The organism is Nonomuraea sp. AD125B (genome assembly GCF_041402765.1).
GTDB lineage: Bacteria > Actinomycetota > Actinomycetes > Streptosporangiales > Streptosporangiaceae > Nonomuraea > Nonomuraea bangladeshensis.
Genome location: NZ_JBGLOU010000028.1, coordinates 1 through 17534 on the forward strand (window position 1 = coordinate 1; position 17534 = coordinate 17534).

General features: G+C 70.2%; 17 protein-coding genes and 1 pseudogene. 11 read left to right on the top strand and 7 right to left on the bottom strand.

The window, feature by feature from the left end:
* Nucleotides 1-416 precede the first annotated feature (416 nt).
* Together ACBR40_RS44555 and ACBR40_RS44560 are read left to right on the top strand one after the other, a co-directional pair.
* Complete coding sequence (locus ACBR40_RS44555; RefSeq protein ID WP_371252628.1) at nt 417-1298, top strand: tyrosine recombinase XerC; 882 nt, start codon at nt 417-419, stop codon at nt 1296-1298.
* Nucleotides 1299-1471: 173 nt separating this feature from the next.
* Complete coding sequence (locus ACBR40_RS44560) at nt 1472-1696, top strand: hypothetical protein (RefSeq protein ID WP_371252668.1); 225 nt, start codon at nt 1472-1474, stop codon at nt 1694-1696.
* Between the two features lie 246 nt (nt 1697-1942).
* Here the strand turns inward: ACBR40_RS44560 and ACBR40_RS44565 are convergent.
* Both ACBR40_RS44565 and ACBR40_RS44570 read right to left on the bottom strand, forming a co-directional pair.
* Nucleotides 1943-2626 (bottom strand): annotated as a pseudogene (locus tag ACBR40_RS44565) (M23 family metallopeptidase); the annotation flags it as partial.
* A 211-nt stretch (nt 2627-2837) separates the two neighbouring features.
* Complete coding sequence (locus ACBR40_RS44570) at nt 2838-4193, bottom strand: MFS transporter (RefSeq protein ID WP_371252629.1); 1356 nt, start codon at nt 4191-4193, stop codon at nt 2838-2840.
* A gap of 75 nt (nt 4194-4268) precedes the next feature.
* Here ACBR40_RS44570 and ACBR40_RS44575 point away from each other — a divergent pair, with 75 nt between their 5' ends.
* From ACBR40_RS44575 to ACBR40_RS44600, 6 genes are all read left to right on the top strand, one after another.
* On the top strand, nt 4269-4946 hold the full coding sequence (locus ACBR40_RS44575; protein WP_371252630.1) for an ArsR/SmtB family transcription factor: 678 nt from the start codon (nt 4269-4271) through the stop codon (nt 4944-4946).
* 623 nt (nt 4947-5569) lie between these two features.
* A complete protein-coding gene (gene rpsB / locus ACBR40_RS44580; protein ID WP_371252631.1) occupies nt 5570-6496 on the top strand; it encodes a 30S ribosomal protein S2 in 927 nt (308 codons plus the stop codon).
* A gap of 1186 nt (nt 6497-7682) precedes the next feature.
* Complete coding sequence (tsf, locus tag ACBR40_RS44585) at nt 7683-8516, top strand: translation elongation factor Ts (RefSeq protein ID WP_344219929.1); 834 nt, start codon at nt 7683-7685, stop codon at nt 8514-8516.
* 166 nt (nt 8517-8682) lie between these two features.
* Nucleotides 8683-9381 carry a UMP kinase gene (gene pyrH, locus ACBR40_RS44590; RefSeq protein ID WP_020545359.1) on the top strand — a complete coding sequence of 233 codons (699 nt, stop codon included), beginning with the start codon at nt 8683-8685 and terminating at the stop codon, nt 9379-9381.
* A gap of 46 nt (nt 9382-9427) precedes the next feature.
* Complete coding sequence (frr, locus tag ACBR40_RS44595; RefSeq protein WP_329583778.1) at nt 9428-9985, top strand: ribosome recycling factor; 558 nt, start codon at nt 9428-9430, stop codon at nt 9983-9985.
* A gap of 133 nt (nt 9986-10118) precedes the next feature.
* Nucleotides 10119-10958: a phosphatidate cytidylyltransferase gene (locus tag ACBR40_RS44600; protein WP_371252632.1), complete on the top strand. Its 840-nt coding sequence runs from the start codon at nt 10119-10121 to the stop codon at nt 10956-10958.
* 8 nt (nt 10959-10966) lie between these two features.
* Here the strand turns inward: ACBR40_RS44600 and ACBR40_RS44605 are convergent, their stop codons facing one another.
* Nucleotides 10967-11986 carry a suppressor of fused domain protein gene (locus ACBR40_RS44605; protein WP_344219934.1) on the bottom strand — a complete coding sequence of 340 codons (1020 nt, stop codon included), beginning with the start codon at nt 11984-11986 and terminating at the stop codon, nt 10967-10969.
* 118 nt (nt 11987-12104) lie between these two features.
* Between ACBR40_RS44605 and rlmN the strand changes: the two genes are divergently transcribed.
* Complete coding sequence (gene rlmN, locus ACBR40_RS44610) at nt 12105-13205, top strand: 23S rRNA (adenine(2503)-C(2))-methyltransferase RlmN (protein WP_344219936.1); 1101 nt, start codon at nt 12105-12107, stop codon at nt 13203-13205.
* Between the two features lie 15 nt (nt 13206-13220).
* Here rlmN and ACBR40_RS44615 read toward each other — a convergent pair whose 3' ends face one another.
* Nucleotides 13221-13889, bottom strand: coding sequence for a hypothetical protein (locus ACBR40_RS44615; RefSeq protein ID WP_371252633.1), 669 nt, complete (start codon nt 13887-13889; stop codon nt 13221-13223).
* On the bottom strand, nt 13886-14641 hold the full coding sequence (locus tag ACBR40_RS44620; RefSeq protein WP_371252634.1) for an ATP-binding cassette domain-containing protein: 756 nt from the start codon (nt 14639-14641) through the stop codon (nt 13886-13888). Before ACBR40_RS44620 ends, ACBR40_RS44615 begins: the two co-directional genes overlap by 4 nt.
* An 84-nt stretch (nt 14642-14725) precedes the next feature.
* Between ACBR40_RS44620 and ACBR40_RS44625 the strand changes: the two genes are divergently transcribed.
* Nucleotides 14726-15283 carry a DivIVA domain-containing protein gene (locus tag ACBR40_RS44625; protein WP_371252635.1) on the top strand — a complete coding sequence of 186 codons (558 nt, stop codon included), beginning with the start codon at nt 14726-14728 and terminating at the stop codon, nt 15281-15283.
* A gap of 3 nt (nt 15284-15286) precedes the next feature.
* On the opposite strand, the gene ACBR40_RS44630 is transcribed toward ACBR40_RS44625, so the two are convergent.
* A complete protein-coding gene (locus ACBR40_RS44630; protein WP_371252636.1) occupies nt 15287-15934 on the bottom strand; it encodes an HAD family hydrolase in 648 nt (215 codons plus the stop codon).
* A gap of 10 nt (nt 15935-15944) precedes the next feature.
* Here ACBR40_RS44630 and ACBR40_RS44635 point away from each other — a divergent pair, with 10 nt between their 5' ends.
* A complete protein-coding gene (locus ACBR40_RS44635) occupies nt 15945-16436 on the top strand; it encodes an N-acetyltransferase family protein (protein ID WP_371252637.1) in 492 nt (163 codons plus the stop codon).
* Here the strand turns inward: ACBR40_RS44635 and ACBR40_RS44640 are convergent.
* On the bottom strand, nt 16433-17482 hold the full coding sequence (locus tag ACBR40_RS44640; RefSeq protein WP_371252638.1) for an AI-2E family transporter: 1050 nt from the start codon (nt 17480-17482) through the stop codon (nt 16433-16435). The two genes, ACBR40_RS44635 and ACBR40_RS44640, sit on opposite strands and share 4 nt — an antisense overlap.
* Nucleotides 17483-17534 lie beyond the last annotated feature (52 nt).

A 17534-nucleotide genomic window follows, 5' to 3' on the forward strand; every position in this document is an offset into this window, starting at 1 on the left:
TGCTCGTCCGTCATCGAGCGGTCCGGCTCGACAGGCAGTTCGTTCATGGACAGCGACTCCACGGCGGTCTCGGACATCAAGCGTCTCTTCCTTGATCATCAGATCCGCCGTTAGTTTTACAGTCCCGCGTGACCGGCTATCTGGGGTTTGTCCGAAGCCCGGGACGGGCTGGAGCGTAGGCAGCACAGTCCGTCCTCGCGTCCTCTGTGGTGGCCTTCGCAATGGAGGTGCTCAGTGGGTGGCGGGGTGTGCGTTGATGGGACTACTGGCTCTGGCTTCGGAGGCTATTGCAGGTTGGATGTTCGTGCGGGTGGGGGTGGTGAGGGCAGTGCGATGTTGCGGGTGTGGCAGTTGGGTTTGGGGGCGGCTTGGGGTGGCACGATCGTTTGTGGGTGCTGCGGTCGGGAGGGGCGGGCTTGGGGCGGGACGAGGTTCTTGGGGCGTTCGGGCGGTATCTGCGGTTTGAGCGGGATCTTTCGCCGCATACGGTGCGTGCCTATCTGAATGATGTCAGCAGCTTGCTCGATCAGCTGAGTGGTTCCATTGAGGACCTTGATATTGCGGTGTTGCGGGAGTGGCTGGCCGTACAGCATGACGCTGGGAAAGCGCGTGCGACCTTGGCGCGGCGGGCGGCCTGTGCACGGACTTTCACCGCCTACTGTCACCGGCAGGGGTGGTTGGACGCGGATCCCGGGTTGTTGTTGGGGAGTGCCAAGGCGCCACGGGACTTGCCGGCGGTGCTCGATCAGGAACAGGCGCAGGAAGTCCTGGATTCGGCCTCTGGCGTGGAGCCCAAGGAGCTTCGGGATCGGGCGATTCTTGAGCTGTTGTACGCCACCGGGGTCCGGGTGAGTGAGCTGTGCGGGCTCGACGTGGATGACGTGGATCGGGATCGCCACGTCGTTCGCGTCATGGGGAAGGGGCGTAAGGAGCGTTCAGTGCCGTTCGGGTTGCCTGCGCTCCGGGCGCTGGATAAGTGGTGCATCAACGGGCGGCCACTCTGGGTGCGGGCGGGGTCCGGGCCGGCGCTTTTTCTCGGGGTACGGGGAGGGCGCATCGACGCGGGGACGGTTCGGCGGGTGGTGCATGCGGCGTTGGCGCAGGTCGAGGGTGCTCCCGACATGGGGCCGCACGGGCTGCGGCACAGTGCGGCCACTCATCTGCTGGAGGGTGGGGCAGATCTGCGAAGTGTGCAGGAGCTCCTTGGGCATGCGTCCTTGAACAGCACACAGATTTATACCCATGTCTCCATCGAGCGGTTGCGGGCGGCGTACAAGCAGGCTCATCCCAGGGCGTGACTGACGCCATTGCGGTTGACCGGATGTTGCTGGCGGGAGCAAATCGACGGTCCGCAAGAGCCTGGTTCGGAGTCGCGGCTTTGGGATTTCAGCGGCGGACGGTGAGCGGGTGTGGCGTTGTCATGCTCTTGCCCTGCTGATTTCTGACGCGAACGGCACCGCCAGTGACGTAGATGACGCGGATGGTCGTCATGGCGCGGGCTTTACGGCGAGGGTGGGGTGAGCGGGCCTTTGCGGTGCTTGGTGCTGGCTCTGATTCCGCGGTTGCCCCAACTCCTTTTGCGATGCTGGCCGCTGTTTGGGCGGAGTTGCCGGCTGTTTGTAGTGCGGCCATGGTGGCGGCGGTGGTGCAGGCCGATGATCAGGAGAAGTGCGACGAGTATGGCGACGGGCAGTGAGATCGCAATGGGGGCGGCGGTGGTGGGTGAGGTGGACTTGCTCAGGCGGTAGTTGTTTGGCTGCGTGGTTTTGGGCGGTGGCGGGTTGGGGTGGTCGGTTTTGCTGCGTGTTCGAATTCGTGCGGGAGGGTGCGGTGGGGTGGTGCTGGGCGGCTTCTTCGTGAGAGTGATGGCTTGGGGTGGTGCGGGCCAGTAAGGGAGGAGGCGAATGGGGGCCTGGCCTAGGAGGAGAAGAGGGTTCAGGTAGCGGGAATCGCGCAGGAGGCCCCAGTGGAGGCAGGATTCCGGGCAGTGCGGGGTGGGGGTTTGGAGCAGGCCCAGTTCGGTGCCGGGGGTGACGGGCTGGCCTCGTTTCACGGTGGGGATGACCGGCAGGTACGTCGTCCGCAGGCCTCCCTCGTGGTCGATCGTCACCACGCCCTTTCCTCCCACCGGACCGGCGAAGCGGACCGTGCCGGCGCCCGCTGCCAGGACAGGCGTGGAGGGCGGTGCCGCCAGGTCGACGCCGCGATGGCCGGCCAGCCAGCGTTCTGGGGGTGGGGTGAAGCGTCGTAGGACGCGGGGGTGGCCGTCCAAGGGCCAGCGCCAGGCCGGAGGTGAGGCTCTGGCCGGGGGAGCGGTCAGGGCGATGAGGGCGGTTGCCAGGAGTGGGGCGACGAGCGCGGTGAGCAGGAGCAGGAGGAGGGGAGCGGCGGTGTGATGGAGGCGTGGAAGGCGGGTTCTGCTCGGCGTGGGAGGACGGTGGATGAGGGACGCCTGGGCGCTTGTGAAGTGAGAGTGCATGGCGGGAGTTTCCGCCAGGGCGCGGCGGGGGCGTGGCGGTGAACGGCGTTCTGTGGATGAAGGTGTCCACGGCTCGCTGTGCCTGTGGATGCGGGGCTCGTGGTTTGGTGCGCCGGCGGGCTTGAGGCTCGCTCGCGTCTGCTGCATCGGCGGGCCCGGGGTCTGTTAACGGACGCTGGGTCTGTTGGTGGAGGTGGGTCCGTGTCGGCTGCGCCTGTGGGTGCGGGGCTTGCGTGCGCGGAATTGTCGGAGGGAGGTGCTTGGATTTCTGTCGTGGCGGGCGGCGGATCTACGTTCTCGCGGCGCGGGGGTGGCCGGGTCGGTAGGGGCGGCGCCGGGGGCACACGGGTGTGAGTGGTCAGGGCCAGAGATGGCGTTTTGTGGACATGAGGTGGCGGGTCAGAGCGTTAGGGGCCGGGCTCGTGGCGGGGGCGGGTGTGAGGTGAGGGCGTTCGGGAGTGCGGGGGCGTAGGGGGGAGAGCCAGATCCAGAACGTCGTGAGGGCCATGCCGGCGGCGCAGAGCAGGATCACCGGGCGCAGGCCGATCTGGTCGGCGACGACACCGCCTGCCAGGCCGCCCAGCGCCAGGACGCCCTGGACGGCGAAGGTCATGGTGGCGTTGACGCGACCGCGCAGTTCCTGGGGGGTCTCGCGAAGGGTGATGACGCCCAGGCAGGTGGAGAAGGCGACCACAACGCCGCCCGTCATGAGACCGACGATGGTCATCGCGGTGACGTTCCACCAGAGGGGGCCGTTCAGCAGGCCGGCCGTCAGGACCTCGATGGGGAAGAAGATCACGGTGACGAGCAGGATGCGGTTCTCGCCGTAGCGTTTGGTCAGGCGGGTCGTGAGCCAGGCGCCCACCAGACCGCCAACGCCGCCCATCGCGATGAGGGCGCCGATCAGGCCCTTGGGGATGCCCAGGGTGTTGACCATGTACAGGATGTAGACGGCCACGTACGCCATCGCGAAGAAGTTGATCGTCACGCCGGCGCCGAGGAGGGCGCGCAGGGTGGGGTGGGTGAGGACGGAGCGAAGGCCCTCGGTCACGTCGCGCCACATGCCGCGGGAGGGGGCGGGCTCGTTCCGTTCTTCCGTACGGATGGAGCGGAGGAGCAGGGCGGAGGCCAGGAACGACATCGCCTCCGCGAGGACGGCCAGCGGTGCCGTGAAGAACTGGACGAGGAGACCAGCGAGGCTCGGGCCACCGACCGAGGCCACTGAGTGGCATGCCTGGAGACCGGCCATCGCCTCGACGCGCTGAGTGGTCGGGACCGTTCCGGCGATGTACGAGAAGTTCGCGGACTTGAACAGCACCGCCGTCGTGCCGATGACCAGAGCCACCACAAGGAGCCACGGGACGCTCAGCAGGCCGAGGAGCCAGGCCAGCGGGACTGACGCGGCGGCGGCGCAGGCCACGAGCTCGCAGGCGATCATCAGCGGCCGGTGGCGGACGAGACGGTCGACGATCGCGCCGGCTTGCAGGCCGAACAGGAGCGCCGGGAGCGGGGCGGCGGCGGTCAGCAGACCCATCTCGGTCGGGCTGGCGGTGAGCAGCGTGACGGCCGTCAGGGGGATGGCCAGTTTGGAAACCTCCGACCCCGTGATCGAGATCGTGCGCGAGGTCCAGAGGAGGCGGTAGTCGCGCTGCCTGCGCAGGGGCGGAGGTGCCGGTTCGGGGGAGGCAGGCGGGGTCTGAAGGGTTCGCTTCACAATTATGAAGGTATCCCTTCAGAGTTGTGAAAGCAATGTTTCAGAGTGGGGGAGTGGGCCGGGTACCTTGGGCGCATGACTGCGGACTTCGACGGGCTCAGCGACCCCAAAGCGATGAGGGCGCTGGCCCATCCCGCGCGGCTGCAGATCCTCAACCGGCTTGGAGTGGAGGAGAGCGCGACCGCCACCGAGGTGGCGGAGATCGCTGGCATCACGCCCAGCGCCGCGAGCTATCACCTGCGGATGCTGGCCAAGTACGGGTTCGTGGAGGATGCGCCGCCCAGGGGCGATGGGCGGGAGCGGCTGTGGCGAGCCGTCGGCAAGCAGTTGAGCGTGGGGCTGCTGCCCGAGGATCAGCCCGATGTGCGGGACGCCAAGGTGGCGCTGATGACGGCGTTTCGGCGGGAGGCGAACCGGGAGGCCGACCGGGCGCTGGCCAACGTCGAGACGGAGCCGGAGGAATGGCAGGACGCGACCGTGTTCCACCGGACGCGGGTGAAGGTCACCGCCGAGGAACTGGCGCGGCTCTACAAGACGATCCAGGAGTTGATCGAGCCGTATGCCGTACGGAGGCGGGAGGAGACCGGGGTGCCGGACGGGGCGAGGGTCGCCGAGGTGCAGCTCAACCTGTTCCCCGTGATCACGAGGCCGATTCCCGGGCTGCCGACCGAGGATCATGGGGTCACGCAACGCGTCGCTGCGGCGGAACGGGCGGCGGGGGAAGCAGGGGAAGCGGGGGGAGGGGGCTCGTAGGGATGAGGCGTCTCCGCGCGGGGCCGAGGGTCCCGTGCGGGGCCGGGTCCGTGCGAGGCCGGGTCCCGTGCGAGGCCGAGAGTCCTGTGCGAGGCCGGGAGTCCTGTGCGGAGCCGGGAGTCGTGTGCGAGGCCGGGAGTCCTGTGCGGAGCCGGGAGTCGTGTGCGAGGCCGGGAGTCCTGTGCGGAGCCGAGAGTCCCGTATGGAGCCCAGGTCCCGTGCGGAGCCCAGGGAGGGTTTCCGGGATGTTCAGGAAAGCCCGGGGTGGCGCAGGGGACTCGCGGGGGCAGGAGAGGGCCTGCCCGGGCTCCCCAGAAGTACGGGGAGAGGGGCTTGCTGGAAGTAGGGGGAGAGGGGTTTCTCTGGAGATGCGGGGAGAGGGGCTTCCGAGGGCGGGCGTTTGACCTCTGGCGGTCAGGCGGGGGCGGTGTGCAAGGTAGACTTTTCGGTGGCCTGTAGCCACAGGCCGACTTCGCATGCCCCATTGCGGACCGCCCCATCGGTCCGGGCCCAGTGCCCGGCTGGAGCGGGTTCGGGGCATCAGGGCGGCAGACAACGCGCTGCCGCGGCACAACCGAGAACCGCGCCCATCCGCAGGGCGCCCAGACCTGGAGGACCAGCAGATGGCCCCCGTCGTCACCATGCGACAGCTGCTCGAGAGCGGCGTTCACTTCGGTCACCAGACCCGGCGCTGGAACCCGAAGATGAAGCGCTTCATCTTCACCGAGCGCAACGGCATCTACATCATCGACCTGCAGAAGTCGCTCTCCTACATCGACCGCGCCTACGACTTCGTCAAGGAGACGGTCGCCCACGGCGGCACGATCCTGTTCATCGGCACGAAGAAGCAGGCTCAGGAGGCCATTTCCGAGCAGGCCGCCCGCGTCGGCATGCCGTACGTCAACCAGCGTTGGCTGGGCGGCATGCTCACCAACTTCTCCACCGTGCACAAGCGGCTGCAGCGTCTGAAGGAGCTCGAAGAGCTCGACTTCGACAACGTCGCCGCCTCGGGGCTCACCAAGAAGGAGCTCCTCATGCGCCGTCGCGAGAAGGACAAGCTCGAGCGCACGCTCGGCGGCATCCGTGACATGGGCCGCGTGCCCAGCGCGGTGTGGGTCGTCGACACCAAGAAGGAGCACATCGCGATCAGCGAGGCCAAGAAGCTTGGCATCCCTGTCGTCGCGATCCTCGACACCAACTGCGACCCCGACGAGGTCGACTACCCGATCCCGGGCAACGACGACGCCATCCGCGCCGTCGGCCTGCTGACCAGGGTCGTCGCCGACGGTGTCGCCGCCGGTCTCATGGCCCGCTCCGGCGCCGCTCGCGGCGACGAGAAGCCCGCTGCCGCCGAGCCGCTGGCCGAGTGGGAGCGTGAGCTCATCGAGCAGGGCACCGGCGCCGCCGAGGCTCCGGCTGCTGAGGCTCCTGCCGCCGAGGCTCCGGCTGCTGAGGCGCCCGCCGCTGAGGCTCCGGCCGCTGAGGCCGGCGCCGAGGCGAGCGCTCCGGCCGCCCCGGCTGCCGAGGGCGACGCCGAGCAGCAGGCCTGACCCGCACGTAACGTACGGGCACAGGCGCGGGCCGGCTGGCACGGGTGTGGATGGTGACGGTCGCCACCGCCGCTTCGGGGGTGGTGCGGCCGTCGCCTCTCGCTCGGGCGAAGGCTCCGGTCCGGGGTCTCGGGCGAGGGCTCGGGCTTCGGGCTCAGGCCGGGGGTGAGGGCTCGGGCTTCGGGTTCAGGCCGGGGGTGAGGGCTCGGGCTTCGGGTTCGCGAGGGCTTGGGCTTGCGGGTCCGGGCTTGAGGGCTTCCCGGTTCTGGCCGGGGTGCGGGCATGATGGCTTGGGCCAGGGGTGAAACCCGGGCCCGGGTCAGCTGACATCTGAATCACGGTGCACCACTGACTGGCGGTCCGCTGAACGGCGAGCCAGGAGCTGCTGGTCCTGCGCAGGCGGCCGGATGGTCGGCTGGGTTACGGATCGGTCGGCCACCCGGGTCGCGGGGCCGCGAGGCCGGCAGAGGTACGGGTTGTCGCCTGGCTTTCGGGCTGAGATCCCAGCGGGAGCTCACAGCCGATGGTTCTGGCCGGAGCTAGCTGCCGGAGTTTCTGGCCGAGGTCTCCGACCGGAGCTTGCAGCTAGTGATTCTGGTCGGGGTCTCCGACCGGGAGCTTGCGGCTGGTGGTTTCTGGTTGGGCTCTCGGGCCGGGGCTTGCGGCTGGTGGTTTCTGGTTGGGCTCTCCGGCCGGGGCTTGTGGCTGGTGGTTTCTGGTTGGGGTTTCGGGTTGAGGCTTCTCAGCTGGAGCTTCCGACCGGAGCTTCGCAGCCGAAGGCTCCCGGTGGGGGACTGGGCGGTACGGCGGGGCGAGGCTGGGCAGTATGGCAGCGAAGCAGCCGTGGCCAGCCCGGGCCTGGTGCCGTAAGACCCGGCGCCCACCAGCCTCGGCGGCCACCAGCCACGGTGAGTGAGACCGGAGGCTCGGACCGGACGCCGGAGCAGCCCGCCAGAACGGCGAGCCGGACCGGCGAACGGCCCGGCACACCGGACCGGCGTACCGCTCGGCACGCCGGACCAGTGCGCCGGACCAAGGACGCCGGAGCAGCGTGAAGGCTCCTGAACGGCCCGTACGGCACGCGCCCGCCGTACCGACGACAAAGGGCGGACGGACCGATCCCGGACCGTCCGACCACGATGACGACCACGATGACGACGACGAAATCCCACGAGGAAAAAGAGCAATGGCTTCCGTGAACATGGCCGACGTCAAGCGGCTTCGCGAGATCACCGCTGCCGGCATGATGGACTGCAAGAAGGCGCTCGAGGAGGCCGAGGGCGACTTCGACCGCGCCGTCGAGCTGCTGCGCCTCAAGGGCGCCAAGGACGTGGGCAAGCGTGAGGCCCGCACCGCCTCCAACGGCCTGGTCGCGCTCAAGCAGGACGGCGACTCGGTCGCCGCGCTGCTGGAGCTCAACTGCGAGACCGACTTCGTGGCCAAGGGCGAGCGCTTCCAGGACCTGGCGTCCCAGGTCGTGGCGCACATCCTGGAGACCAAGCCGGCCGACGTGGCCACGCTGCTGGAGTCCTCCTTCGGTGGCAAGCCCGTCAAGCAGCACCTGGACGAGGCCAACGCCGCGCTGGGCGAGAAGATCGAGATCCGCCGTTACCAGGTTCTCGAGGGCGGCTACATCGGCGCCTACATGCACAAGACCGACCCGGCGCTGCCGCCGGCCGTCGGCGTGCTGGTGCAGCTCGACAAGCCGAACGCCGAGGTCGCCAAGGACATCGCCCAGCACGCCGCGGCGATGGCCCCGCAGTACCTCAAGGCCGACTCCGTGCCGTCCGAGGTCGTCGAGAAGGAGCGCAAGCTCTTCGAGGAGATGACCCGCGAGGAGGGCAAGCCCGAGGCCGCGATCGGCAAGATCGTCGAGGGCCGCCTCAACGGCTGGTACCGGGACTTCACGCTGCTCCAGCAGGCGTTCGTGAAGGACAACAAGAAGAGCGTCGGCAAGTACGCCGAGGAGAACGGCGTCGAGGTCCTGGCCTTTGTCCGTTTCAAGGTCGGTCAGGCTTAGGCTTAGGCAAGCCACCATCAGGCACGCCGAGAAGCCAGGATCGATCCACCGAATGAAGGAGGCCGCCGCCGTGCAGGACCACCGGGAGTCAGCCCACGAATCCACACGGACGGCGGCCGACTCATCTCCACATCCGCCCACCAGCCATCTGAGGTGGAAGCGGGTGATGCTGAAGCTGTCGGGCGAGGCGTTCGCCGGCAGCGAGCCGCTGGGCATCGACCCGACGATCGTCGACCATCTCGCCGACTCGATCGCCGAGGCGGTCAAGGAGGGCGTGCAGGTCGCCGTCGTGGTCGGCGGCGGCAACATGTTCCGCGGCGCCACCCTGTCGCAGGGTGGCATCGACCGTGCCCGCGCCGACTACATGGGCATGCTGGGCACGGTCATCAACTGCCTGGCCCTGCAGGACTTCCTGGAGCGCAGGGGCGTCGAGACCCGCGTGCAGACCGCCATCACGATGCAGCAGGTGGCCGAGCCGTTCCTGCCGCGCCGCGCGATCCGGCACCTGGAGAAGGGCCGCGTCGTGATCTTCGGCGCCGGGCTCGGCTCGCCCTACTTCTCCACCGACACCGCCGCGTCACAGCGCGCCCTGGAGATCGGCGCCGAGGCGCTGCTGAAGGGCACGCAGGTGGACGGCATCTACGACTCCGACCCGCGCAAGAACCCGGACGCGGTCCGGTTCGACCACCTCGACTACGGCGAGGTGCTGCTGCGTGACCTCGCGGTCATGGACGCCACCGCGATCAGCCTGTGCAAGGACAACGACCTGCCGATCGTGGTCTTCGACCTGATGGGCGAGGGCAACATCCTGCGTGCGGTACGCGGTGAGAAAATCGGCACGCTGGTGAGTCCCGCGGGGAAATGACGGAGCGAGCCCGACACCGCCAGCCAGAAGACGACAGGGAGCCGCTGTGATCGACGAAACCCTCCTCGAAGCCGAGGAAAAGATGGACAAGGCCGTCTCGGTCGCGAAGGAGGACTTCGCGACCATCCGGACGGGCCGGGTCACGCCTGCGATGTTCAACAAGATCAGCGCCGAGTACTACGGCACGCCGACGCCGATCCAGCAGCTGGCGTCGTTCCATGTGCCCGAGGCGCGCATGGTGCTGATCCAGCCCTACGACAAGAGCTCGATGGGCGCGATCGAGAAGGCCATCCGTGACTCCGACCTCGGTGTCAACCCCACCGACGACGGCCAGGTCATCCGCGTGACGTTCCCCGAGCTGTCGGAGGAGCGCCGCAAGGAGTACATCAAGGTCGCCAGGAACAAGGGCGAGCACGCGAAGGTCTCCATCCGCAACATCCGCCGCACCGCCAAGGACGCCCTCGACAAGCTGGTCAAGGACGGCGAGGCGGGCGAGGACGAGGTCCGGCGCGCCGAGAAGGAGCTGGACGACCTGACGCAGAAGCACGTCGCCAAGATCGACGAGCTGCTCAAGCACAAGGAAGCCGAGCTGCTCGAAGTCTGAGCGGCGCGTCCCGGCCCGGATCGCCCCCCGGCGACCCGTACGGCGGCCGCCTCCGGGTGGTCCGCCGGGTCAGCGGGTCTTGCCCTACGGCCCTCGCCCCCCGGCGAGGGCCGTGGCCCTATGGAGAGTTGCAGTGGAAGAACGTACGGCCGGCACCAGCCCGAGCGGCGGCAGCCGTACCGGGAGGAATCTGCCCGCCGCGATCGCCGTGGGCGTGATCCTGGGGGCGCTCGTCCTCGGGACGATCTACACGATCAAGGAGCTGTTCCTCCTGGTCGTCGTCGGCGCCGTCGGCGTCGGCGTGCTGGAGCTGGTCAAGGCCTTCGCGCTGCGCGAGATCAAGGTCCCGGCCGCGCCGGTGCTGGCGGGGCTCGTGGCGATGCAGGCGGGCGCCTACTGGGGCGGGCCGGTGTGGATGCTGGCGGGCTTCGCGGTGTTCGCGTTCGTGCTGCTTACCTGGCGGATGTTCAGCGACGGCACCGACGGCTACGTACGTGACGCGACGGCGTCGGTGTTCACGCTCTTCTACCCCGCGATGCTGGCCGCGTTCGTGCCGCTGCTGCTGCGGGAGGAGGACGGCGCCCACCGGGTGCTGATCTTCATCGCGGTGACCGTGGCCAGCGACATCGGCGGCTACGCGGCGGGCGTGCTGTTCGGCCGGCACCGGATGACGGTCATCAGCCCGAAGAAGACCTGGGAGGGTTTCGCCGGGTCGCTCGTGGCGTGCACGGCGGTCGGGGGCTGGCTGGTGACCTGGCTGCTCGGCGGGGCGCTCTGGCAGGGCGCGCTGATCGGGGCCCTGGGGGCGCTGCTGGCGACGATGGGCGACCTGATCGAGTCGATGATCAAGCGGGATCTCGGCATCAAGGACCTGGGCACGATCCTGCCGGGGCACGGCGGGCTGATGGACCGGCTGGACTCGCTGGTCACGACGCTGGTGCCGGTCTGGCTGCTGCTGACGCTGTTCTTCTGATCACCTCGTCACTGGTGGGTGTCCAGGGTTTCGGCGGTGACGGGCGTCAGCCAGAGCCACCGGACCGCCTCGCCACCGAACGCGAATCCCGACATGTCAGGCATGTGCGGGGCGTCGGCCAGCATCAGCACCCCTGAATACCGAGGCCCCAGCGGGAACGTCTCCGGCTCGTGATACCACCTGGCGGTGTGGGCGTGCCCCAGCCAGGTGACCGAGTGCCATGGATACTGCGCCAGCCACACCAGCAGCAGCGCCGCGTCCCTCGGGTCGTCGCGGGTGGCCACGGCCAGCTCGATCCTGGCGTACGCGCCGGGCTTGTCGATCCACTGCTCGACCGTCGGCATGCGCTGGCAGCTCATCCCGACCGTGGACAGCACGGTGTAGCCGCGTTTGTCGTGGGGTGGCCGCTCGGTGATGCCGACCGTGGGCAGCCGCTCGCCGCTCGCGTCCCAGTAGCGTCCGGCGGGGCCGAGCACCCGGTCCAGGTGCCCCATCACGAACTGCTGGAACGACGGCCACGACCCCTCGCTGTGCCGCCAGCGCCAGTATGAGCGGGCGTTGGCGATCCGGGGTTCGAGCCCCTCCAGCGCCTCCGACAGCGCCCACGCGAACGGCGACTCGCCCACCGCGTCGCGAGCGTAGCCGGGCATGCCGCGGCTCATGTCGGCCCAGCCGGGGATGACCGCGAGCAGCTCGTCGTCCTCGTACAGCGCGACGCCGTCGCCCTCCTCGAACCACAGCGCGCTGAGCTGCCCCAGCGGGCGGCGGCCCTCCGGGCGGAGCGTGTTGGGCCGGGGCATGAGCGGCGGCAGGCCCGAGTTGATCCGGGCGAGGTCCACGACCGCCGGGGCGGGCCGGTGGTTGGCCAGCCAGACGGCGCCGTGGACGGTGCCGTCGGGCGAGCACAGGTAAGCTACCGAGGCGTCCTCGTCCCGTTCGACGACGAGCGTGCGGCTTCCGTACGGGTTGCCGACGGCGAGAACCACCTCGGCGCCACCCTCCCCGGACGCCGACCGAAAAATCGCCATACGTGTGCACTGTAGATCGGGCGGAGACCATGACGCGAGCCGTACCCTGACCAGGAATGCCACCTCCGTCCCCAACGTTGATTACCCTGGTCCTCATACCCGAAGCAAAGGCAGCAACGTGTCCCAGCCCCCAGGTCAGCTCACCTTCGTCGCGCCGCGACGGGCCAAGCCCGCCCGGCACCTGGCCGACCTGCCGATGCCCGAACGGCGGGCCGCGGTGACCGAGCTGGGCGAGAAGGCGTTCCGCGCCGACCAGCTCTCGCGCCACTACTTCGAACGGCTCACGACGGACGTCTCGGCGATGACCGACCTGCCCGCCGCCGCCCGCGAGAAGCTGTCCGCGCTGCTGCCGACCCTGCTCACCCCGGTGCGCGAGCTGGCCACCGACGGCGGCACCACCCGCAAGACGCTGTGGCGGCTGTTCGACGGGGCGCTGGTCGAGTCGGTGCTCATGCGCTATCCCGACCGGGTCACGATGTGCGTGTCCTCGCAGGCCGGCTGCGGCATGAACTGCCCGTTCTGCGCCACCGGACAGGCGGGCCTGACCCGCAACATGTCCACCGCCGAGATCGTCGAGCAGGTCGTGGCGGGCGCGCGGGCGCTGGCGGCCGGCGAGGTGCCGGGCGGTCCTGGGCGGGTCAGCAACGTCGTGTTCATGGGCATGGGCGAGCCGCTGGCCAACTACAAGCAGGTGATCGGCGCGGTCCGGCGGCTGGTCGAGCCGGCGCCGCACGGGCTCGGCATCTCGGCGCGCGGCGTCACGGTCTCCACCGTCGGCCTGGTGCCGGCCATCGGCAAGCTCGCCGACGAGGGGCTGCCGGTCACGCTGGCGCTGTCGCTGCACGCGCCCGACGACGAGCTGCGTGACACGCTGGTGCCGATCAACACCCGGTGGAAGGTGGCCGAGGTGCTGGACGCCGCGTGGGCGTACGCGGCGAAGACCAAGCGGCGCGTCTCCATCGAGTACGCCCTGATCAAGGACATCAACGACCAGGAGTGGCGGGCCGACCTGCTCGGCAAGCTGGTCAAGAACAAACTGGTGCACGTCAACCTGATCCCGCTCAACCCGACGCCGGGCTCCAAGTGGACGGCGTCGCGGCCGGAGGACGAGCGGGCGTTCGTGCGGCGGCTGGAGTTCCACGGCGTGCCGGTGACCGTGCGCGACACGCGCGGGCGGGAGATCGACGGCGCCTGCGGCCAGCTCGCCGCGGCCGAATAGCCCCGCACACCCCGGTCAGTGCCTCAGGCGGCGCCAGGCGTACAACGTCAGGGCGAGCAGGCACCACGCGAGCGAGACGGCGGCCAGCTCGGGAAAGCGGGCGACCAGGTCGCCGTCGTTGGCCGCCCGCATCCACACCACCAGCGGCACCGACAGCCACCACGCCGGCGAGGCGCTGAGCAGCAGCATCAGCAGGAACCCGAGGACCAGTCCCATGATCGACAGGGCGGGCGAGCGGACCACGGCCCGGCTGGTGAGCGCGCCCAGCGCGGTGCCGGTCAGCGCCGCGAGGGCGTGCATCGCCACGCCGGCGGTGAGCACGCCGGGCGAGGGCCGCGCGCTCGTGCCGAGCAGCAGCGCCGCGGCCAGTCCCGCGGCGGCGAGCGCCCCGCAGGTCACCAGCGCCGCCACGAGGCCCGCCACCAGCTCCCTGCCCCGCCCGCCCACCGTCACCGCCGACAGCTCCCGCTGCCGGTCGGGCTCGGTGTCCAGCAGGCTCCTGGCGGACCAGGCCAGCACGGGGACGATCAGTACGGCGGCGTCGGCCAGCACGCCCGCCTCCTCGCCGCGCGGCGCCCGGGTGCTGTGCAGGATCGCCAGCAGGGCGAGGGTCAGCAGCAGGCTCTGGAAGACGCGGTGCGAGCGGACGTAGGCGGCCAGCCGGAACACGGTGAGCGCGATCATCGGGCGGACTCCTCGATCTCGCGGGCCGGGTAGCCCTCGCCGCGCATCCGGGCGAGGAAGCGGGGCAGCTCGCCGGCGGGCACCTGTACGGCCACGGTGACCAGCTCGTCAGAAACGGGCACCGGCGAGGAGGGCTCGTGGAGCCGGCCGTCGGTGACCGTCCAGTGCCGGAGCGCCGGTAACGCGCGCAGGCCGCCTTGGTGGTCGCTGACGACGACGATGCCGCCCCGCCCGGCCACTTCCGTCGCGAGGTCCGGCAGCACCGCGCGGGTGGCGGCGTCCAGCCCGGCGAACGGCTCGTCCATGATCAGCAGCCCGGGGTCGGCCATCAGCGCCTGCGCCAGCCCCACCTTGTGCCCGCCGCCCTTCGACAGCTCGCCCAGCGGGGTGTCCAGCAGGTGCTCCATGTGCAGCCGTTCGGCCCAGGGCTCCCACCGGGCCCCGCCGCGCTTCCCAGAGCCGCGCGTCCGGGAGCCGCGCATCCGGCTGACGTGCCGCAGGTACGCCGCCACCGTGAACGGCTGCCCCGTCGGGAACCGGTCCGGCGCGAACCCGACCACCGCCGGCCGCCCGCCGATCGTCCCCTGAGTGGGCCGGTACAGCCCGGCCAGCAGCCGCAGCAGGGTGGACTTGCCCGCGCCGTTCACCCCGGTCAGCTCGACGATGTCGCCGGGCGCGAGCTCGGCGTCGGCCCCTTGGATGACGAAGGGGTCACGTCGCCGGTAGCGGAAAGAGACCTTGGACAGTCGCATGGTGGTGTAACGGTATATGTCGGGGTGCCTGACCAAGATAAAGAACAGCACAATGGAGGCACCCCCAGCACGATTCAGAGGAGCGTGAGCTTGAACCGCTTTCCGCGCGTCATGGGCATGCGTTCAGGCTATGACCCGGCCGAGGTCGACGCCCTGATCGGCCGCATCGAGGCGACCCTGGGCCGGGGTCCCCGCACGTACGAGCCGATCACCGCCGACGAGGTGCGCGCGGCCACGTTCCGCGCCAAACGCGGCGGCTACCAGGAGACGGCGGTCGACTTCGCCCTGGAGGCGTTCGTGGTGGCGCTGGAGACGCAGGCGAAGTGGCCGGTCCGGCTGGCGCTCGCCGAGCCGACCGGCGAGCTGCTGCGCGAGGAGTGGTTCGAGACGCAGGCGGCCCGGGTCGAGCGGGTGGCCTTCCGCTCGGGCCGCATGGGCACCGGCTACAACGAGGACGAGGTCGACGCCTTCCTCGACCGCATCGTGGCCACCTTACGCGGCACGACCGACTTCCCGGTGACGGCGAAGGAGGTGCGCGAGGCGCGGTTCTCGGCCGTGCTGGTGCGCTCGGGCTACCTCATGGCGGACGTCGACTCCTTCCTCGCGGGCATCGCCGACGTCCTGGAGCAGCGACAGGTCTGAACGTCAGGCGCTCTCCACAGCGGTGAGCAGCCCGCGCAGGTCGGGGAGCTCGCGCTGGACGACGCCGCCGTCGGGGGCGCGCTCGCCGAGCCGGTTGATCCAGATCCGGCGGACGCCGAGCCGGTGGGCGGGCACCAGGTCGTGAAAGTAGCTCTGCGCCACGTGCACCCACGCGGCCGGCTCGTGGACGCGCCGGAACGTGGTGAAGTGCGTCAGGGACGGCTTGTAGTCGCGGACGTCCTCGGCGGTCACCACCGCGTCGAACGGCACCGGCAGCCGCCGCAGCGTCTCCGCGATCAGGTCGCGGTCGCAGTTGGTGAGCAGCGCCAGGTTCCAGCCGGCCGCGCGCACGGCCGACAGCTCGGCGCCGACCTCGGGGAAGACCGGCCAGTACGGGATCGTGGCGGCGAGCACCGCGGCGTCGTCGTCGCCCAGCTCGACGCGCTCGTCGGCGCAGGCCCGGCGCAGCGTCTCGGCCAGCACGTGGCGGTAGCGGAGCGCCGGCGACTCGGTCTGCACCGCGTGCTCGTGCCGGTTGTACGCCTCCAGCAGCCGCTCACCCCGCCCGGGAGCGATCAGCTCGGCGCTGGTGCGCAGGCCGTGCCGCCAGTCGACGAGCGTGCCGAAACAGTCGAACGTCACCCATCTCATAGGACACATAATGGGCGACATGACCCTGTCCGTACGACCCATCGGGCCCGCCGACGTGGAGAGCGTGTCGGCGGTGCTGCGGGAGAGCTGGGGCGGCACCACGCTCGTCGCCATGGGCCGGGGCGAGCTGGTGGACGCCGCCGCCCAGCCCGGTTTCGTCGCCGAGCTCGACGGCGAGCCGGCCGGCGTCATCACCTACAGGGAGCGGGACGGCGCCGTGGAGATCCTCACGATCGACGCCCTGCTGCCCGGCAAGGGGGTGGGCCGGGCGCTGCTCGACGCGGTGCGGGCCGCGGCCGCCGAGCGGGGCGCCACCCGGCTGTGGCTGATCACCACCAACGACAACACCAGGGCCCTGCGCTTCTACCAGCGGTACGGCTTCGACCTCGTGGCCCTGCACCGCGACGGCGTGGAGCGGGCGAGGAGGCTGAAGCCCTCCATCCCGCGCGAGGCCGACGGCATCCCCATCAGACACGAGCTGGAGCTGGAGCTCCTGCTCTAGGCGCCCTGCGGAGGGGCATGAGCGGGAGGACCGGGAGGAGCCGGCGGGGCCGGTGGCTCGTCGGTGTGCTCCTCGTGGCGGTGCACCAGCGCCACGATCACCGAGGTGACCGGCGCGGCGAGGAACGCCCCGACGATCCCGGCGACCACGCTGCCCACCGCGATCGCCACCAGGATGACCGCGCCGGGCAGTTCGAGCGCCTTGCCGTAGATCTGCGGCGCGAGCACGTGCCCTTCGAGCTGCTGCACCGCGATGGTCACCGCGACCACGATGAGCGCCACCAGCCAGCCCTTGGCCACCAGCGCCACCACGGCCGCGAGCAGCCCGGCCAGGAACGCCCCCACCACCGGCAGGAACGCCCCGATGAACGTCAGCACCGCGAGCGGCAGCGCCATCGGCACGCCGAGGATCCACAGCGCGATGCCGATGAAGAACCCGTCCACCGCGCCCACGATCGCGATGCCGCGGACGTAGCGGCCGATCACCGAGAAGATCAGCCGGCCGCCCCACATCAGCCGCCCCCTGGTCCTGGCGGGGGCGAGGTTCACCAGCCAGCGGAACAGGTGGTCGCCGCTGTGCACGAAGTACACCGACAGGATCACCGCCAGCACCGCGCCGACCACGATCTCGCCGGCCGTCCTGACCCCGGCCAGCGCGCCGGTGGTGATCGTCTTGCTCTGGCCGGACAGCCAGTCGGTGGCCTGCATGAGGAGCCGCTGGTCGTTGATGCCGAACCCGGCGAGAAAGGTGTGCAGGTCGTTGAGCACCTTGCCGACGCTGGCCTGCATCTCCGACACGCTCTCCGCCGTGGGCGGCACGAGCAGCGCGATGAACGCCGCCGCCATCACCAGCGCCGTGAGGAAGACGACCGTGGTGGCGAGGGCCCGGTTGAAGCCGTGCCGCCAGAGCCGGCGGGCGGCCGGCGCGAGCAGCGCCGTCAGGAACACGCCGATCACGACCGAGATCGCGACCGTCGCCACCTTGGTGAGGCAGAAGCCGGCCACGGCGATCACGCCGGCCCATCCCAGCAAGCGCCACGGCCTCATCCACTGCTCCCTGATCTGGCCCCCTCAACAGCCCGGAGAGGGGGCCTACCCG

What these genes read in the sequence shown, in the direction of transcription:
- rpsB (WP_371252631.1), top strand. Translation starts at nt 5,570, where the DNA reads ATGGCCCCCGTCGTCACCATGCGACAGCTGCTCGAGAGCGGCGTTCAC.
- ACBR40_RS44635 (WP_371252637.1), top strand. Translation starts at nt 15,945, where the DNA reads ATGGGCGACATGACCCTGTCCGTACGACCCATCGGGCCCGCCGACGTG.
- ACBR40_RS44630 (WP_371252636.1), bottom strand. Translation starts at nt 15,934, where the DNA reads ATGAGATGGGTGACGTTCGACTGTTTCGGCACGCTCGTCGACTGGCGG.
- ACBR40_RS44560 (WP_371252668.1), top strand. Translation starts at nt 1,472, where the DNA reads ATGACGCGGATGGTCGTCATGGCGCGGGCTTTACGGCGAGGGTGGGGT.
- ACBR40_RS44605 (WP_344219934.1), bottom strand. Translation starts at nt 11,986, where the DNA reads ATGGCGATTTTTCGGTCGGCGTCCGGGGAGGGTGGCGCCGAGGTGGTT.
- tsf (WP_344219929.1), top strand. Translation starts at nt 7,683, where the DNA reads ATGGCTTCCGTGAACATGGCCGACGTCAAGCGGCTTCGCGAGATCACC.
- pyrH (WP_020545359.1), top strand. Translation starts at nt 8,683, where the DNA reads ATGCTGAAGCTGTCGGGCGAGGCGTTCGCCGGCAGCGAGCCGCTGGGC.
- ACBR40_RS44620 (WP_371252634.1), bottom strand. Translation starts at nt 14,641, where the DNA reads ATGCGACTGTCCAAGGTCTCTTTCCGCTACCGGCGACGTGACCCCTTC.
- ACBR40_RS44615 (WP_371252633.1), bottom strand. Translation starts at nt 13,889, where the DNA reads ATGATCGCGCTCACCGTGTTCCGGCTGGCCGCCTACGTCCGCTCGCAC.
- ACBR40_RS44575 (WP_371252630.1), top strand. Translation starts at nt 4,269, where the DNA reads ATGACTGCGGACTTCGACGGGCTCAGCGACCCCAAAGCGATGAGGGCG.
- ACBR40_RS44640 (WP_371252638.1), bottom strand. Translation starts at nt 17,482, where the DNA reads ATGAGGCCGTGGCGCTTGCTGGGATGGGCCGGCGTGATCGCCGTGGCC.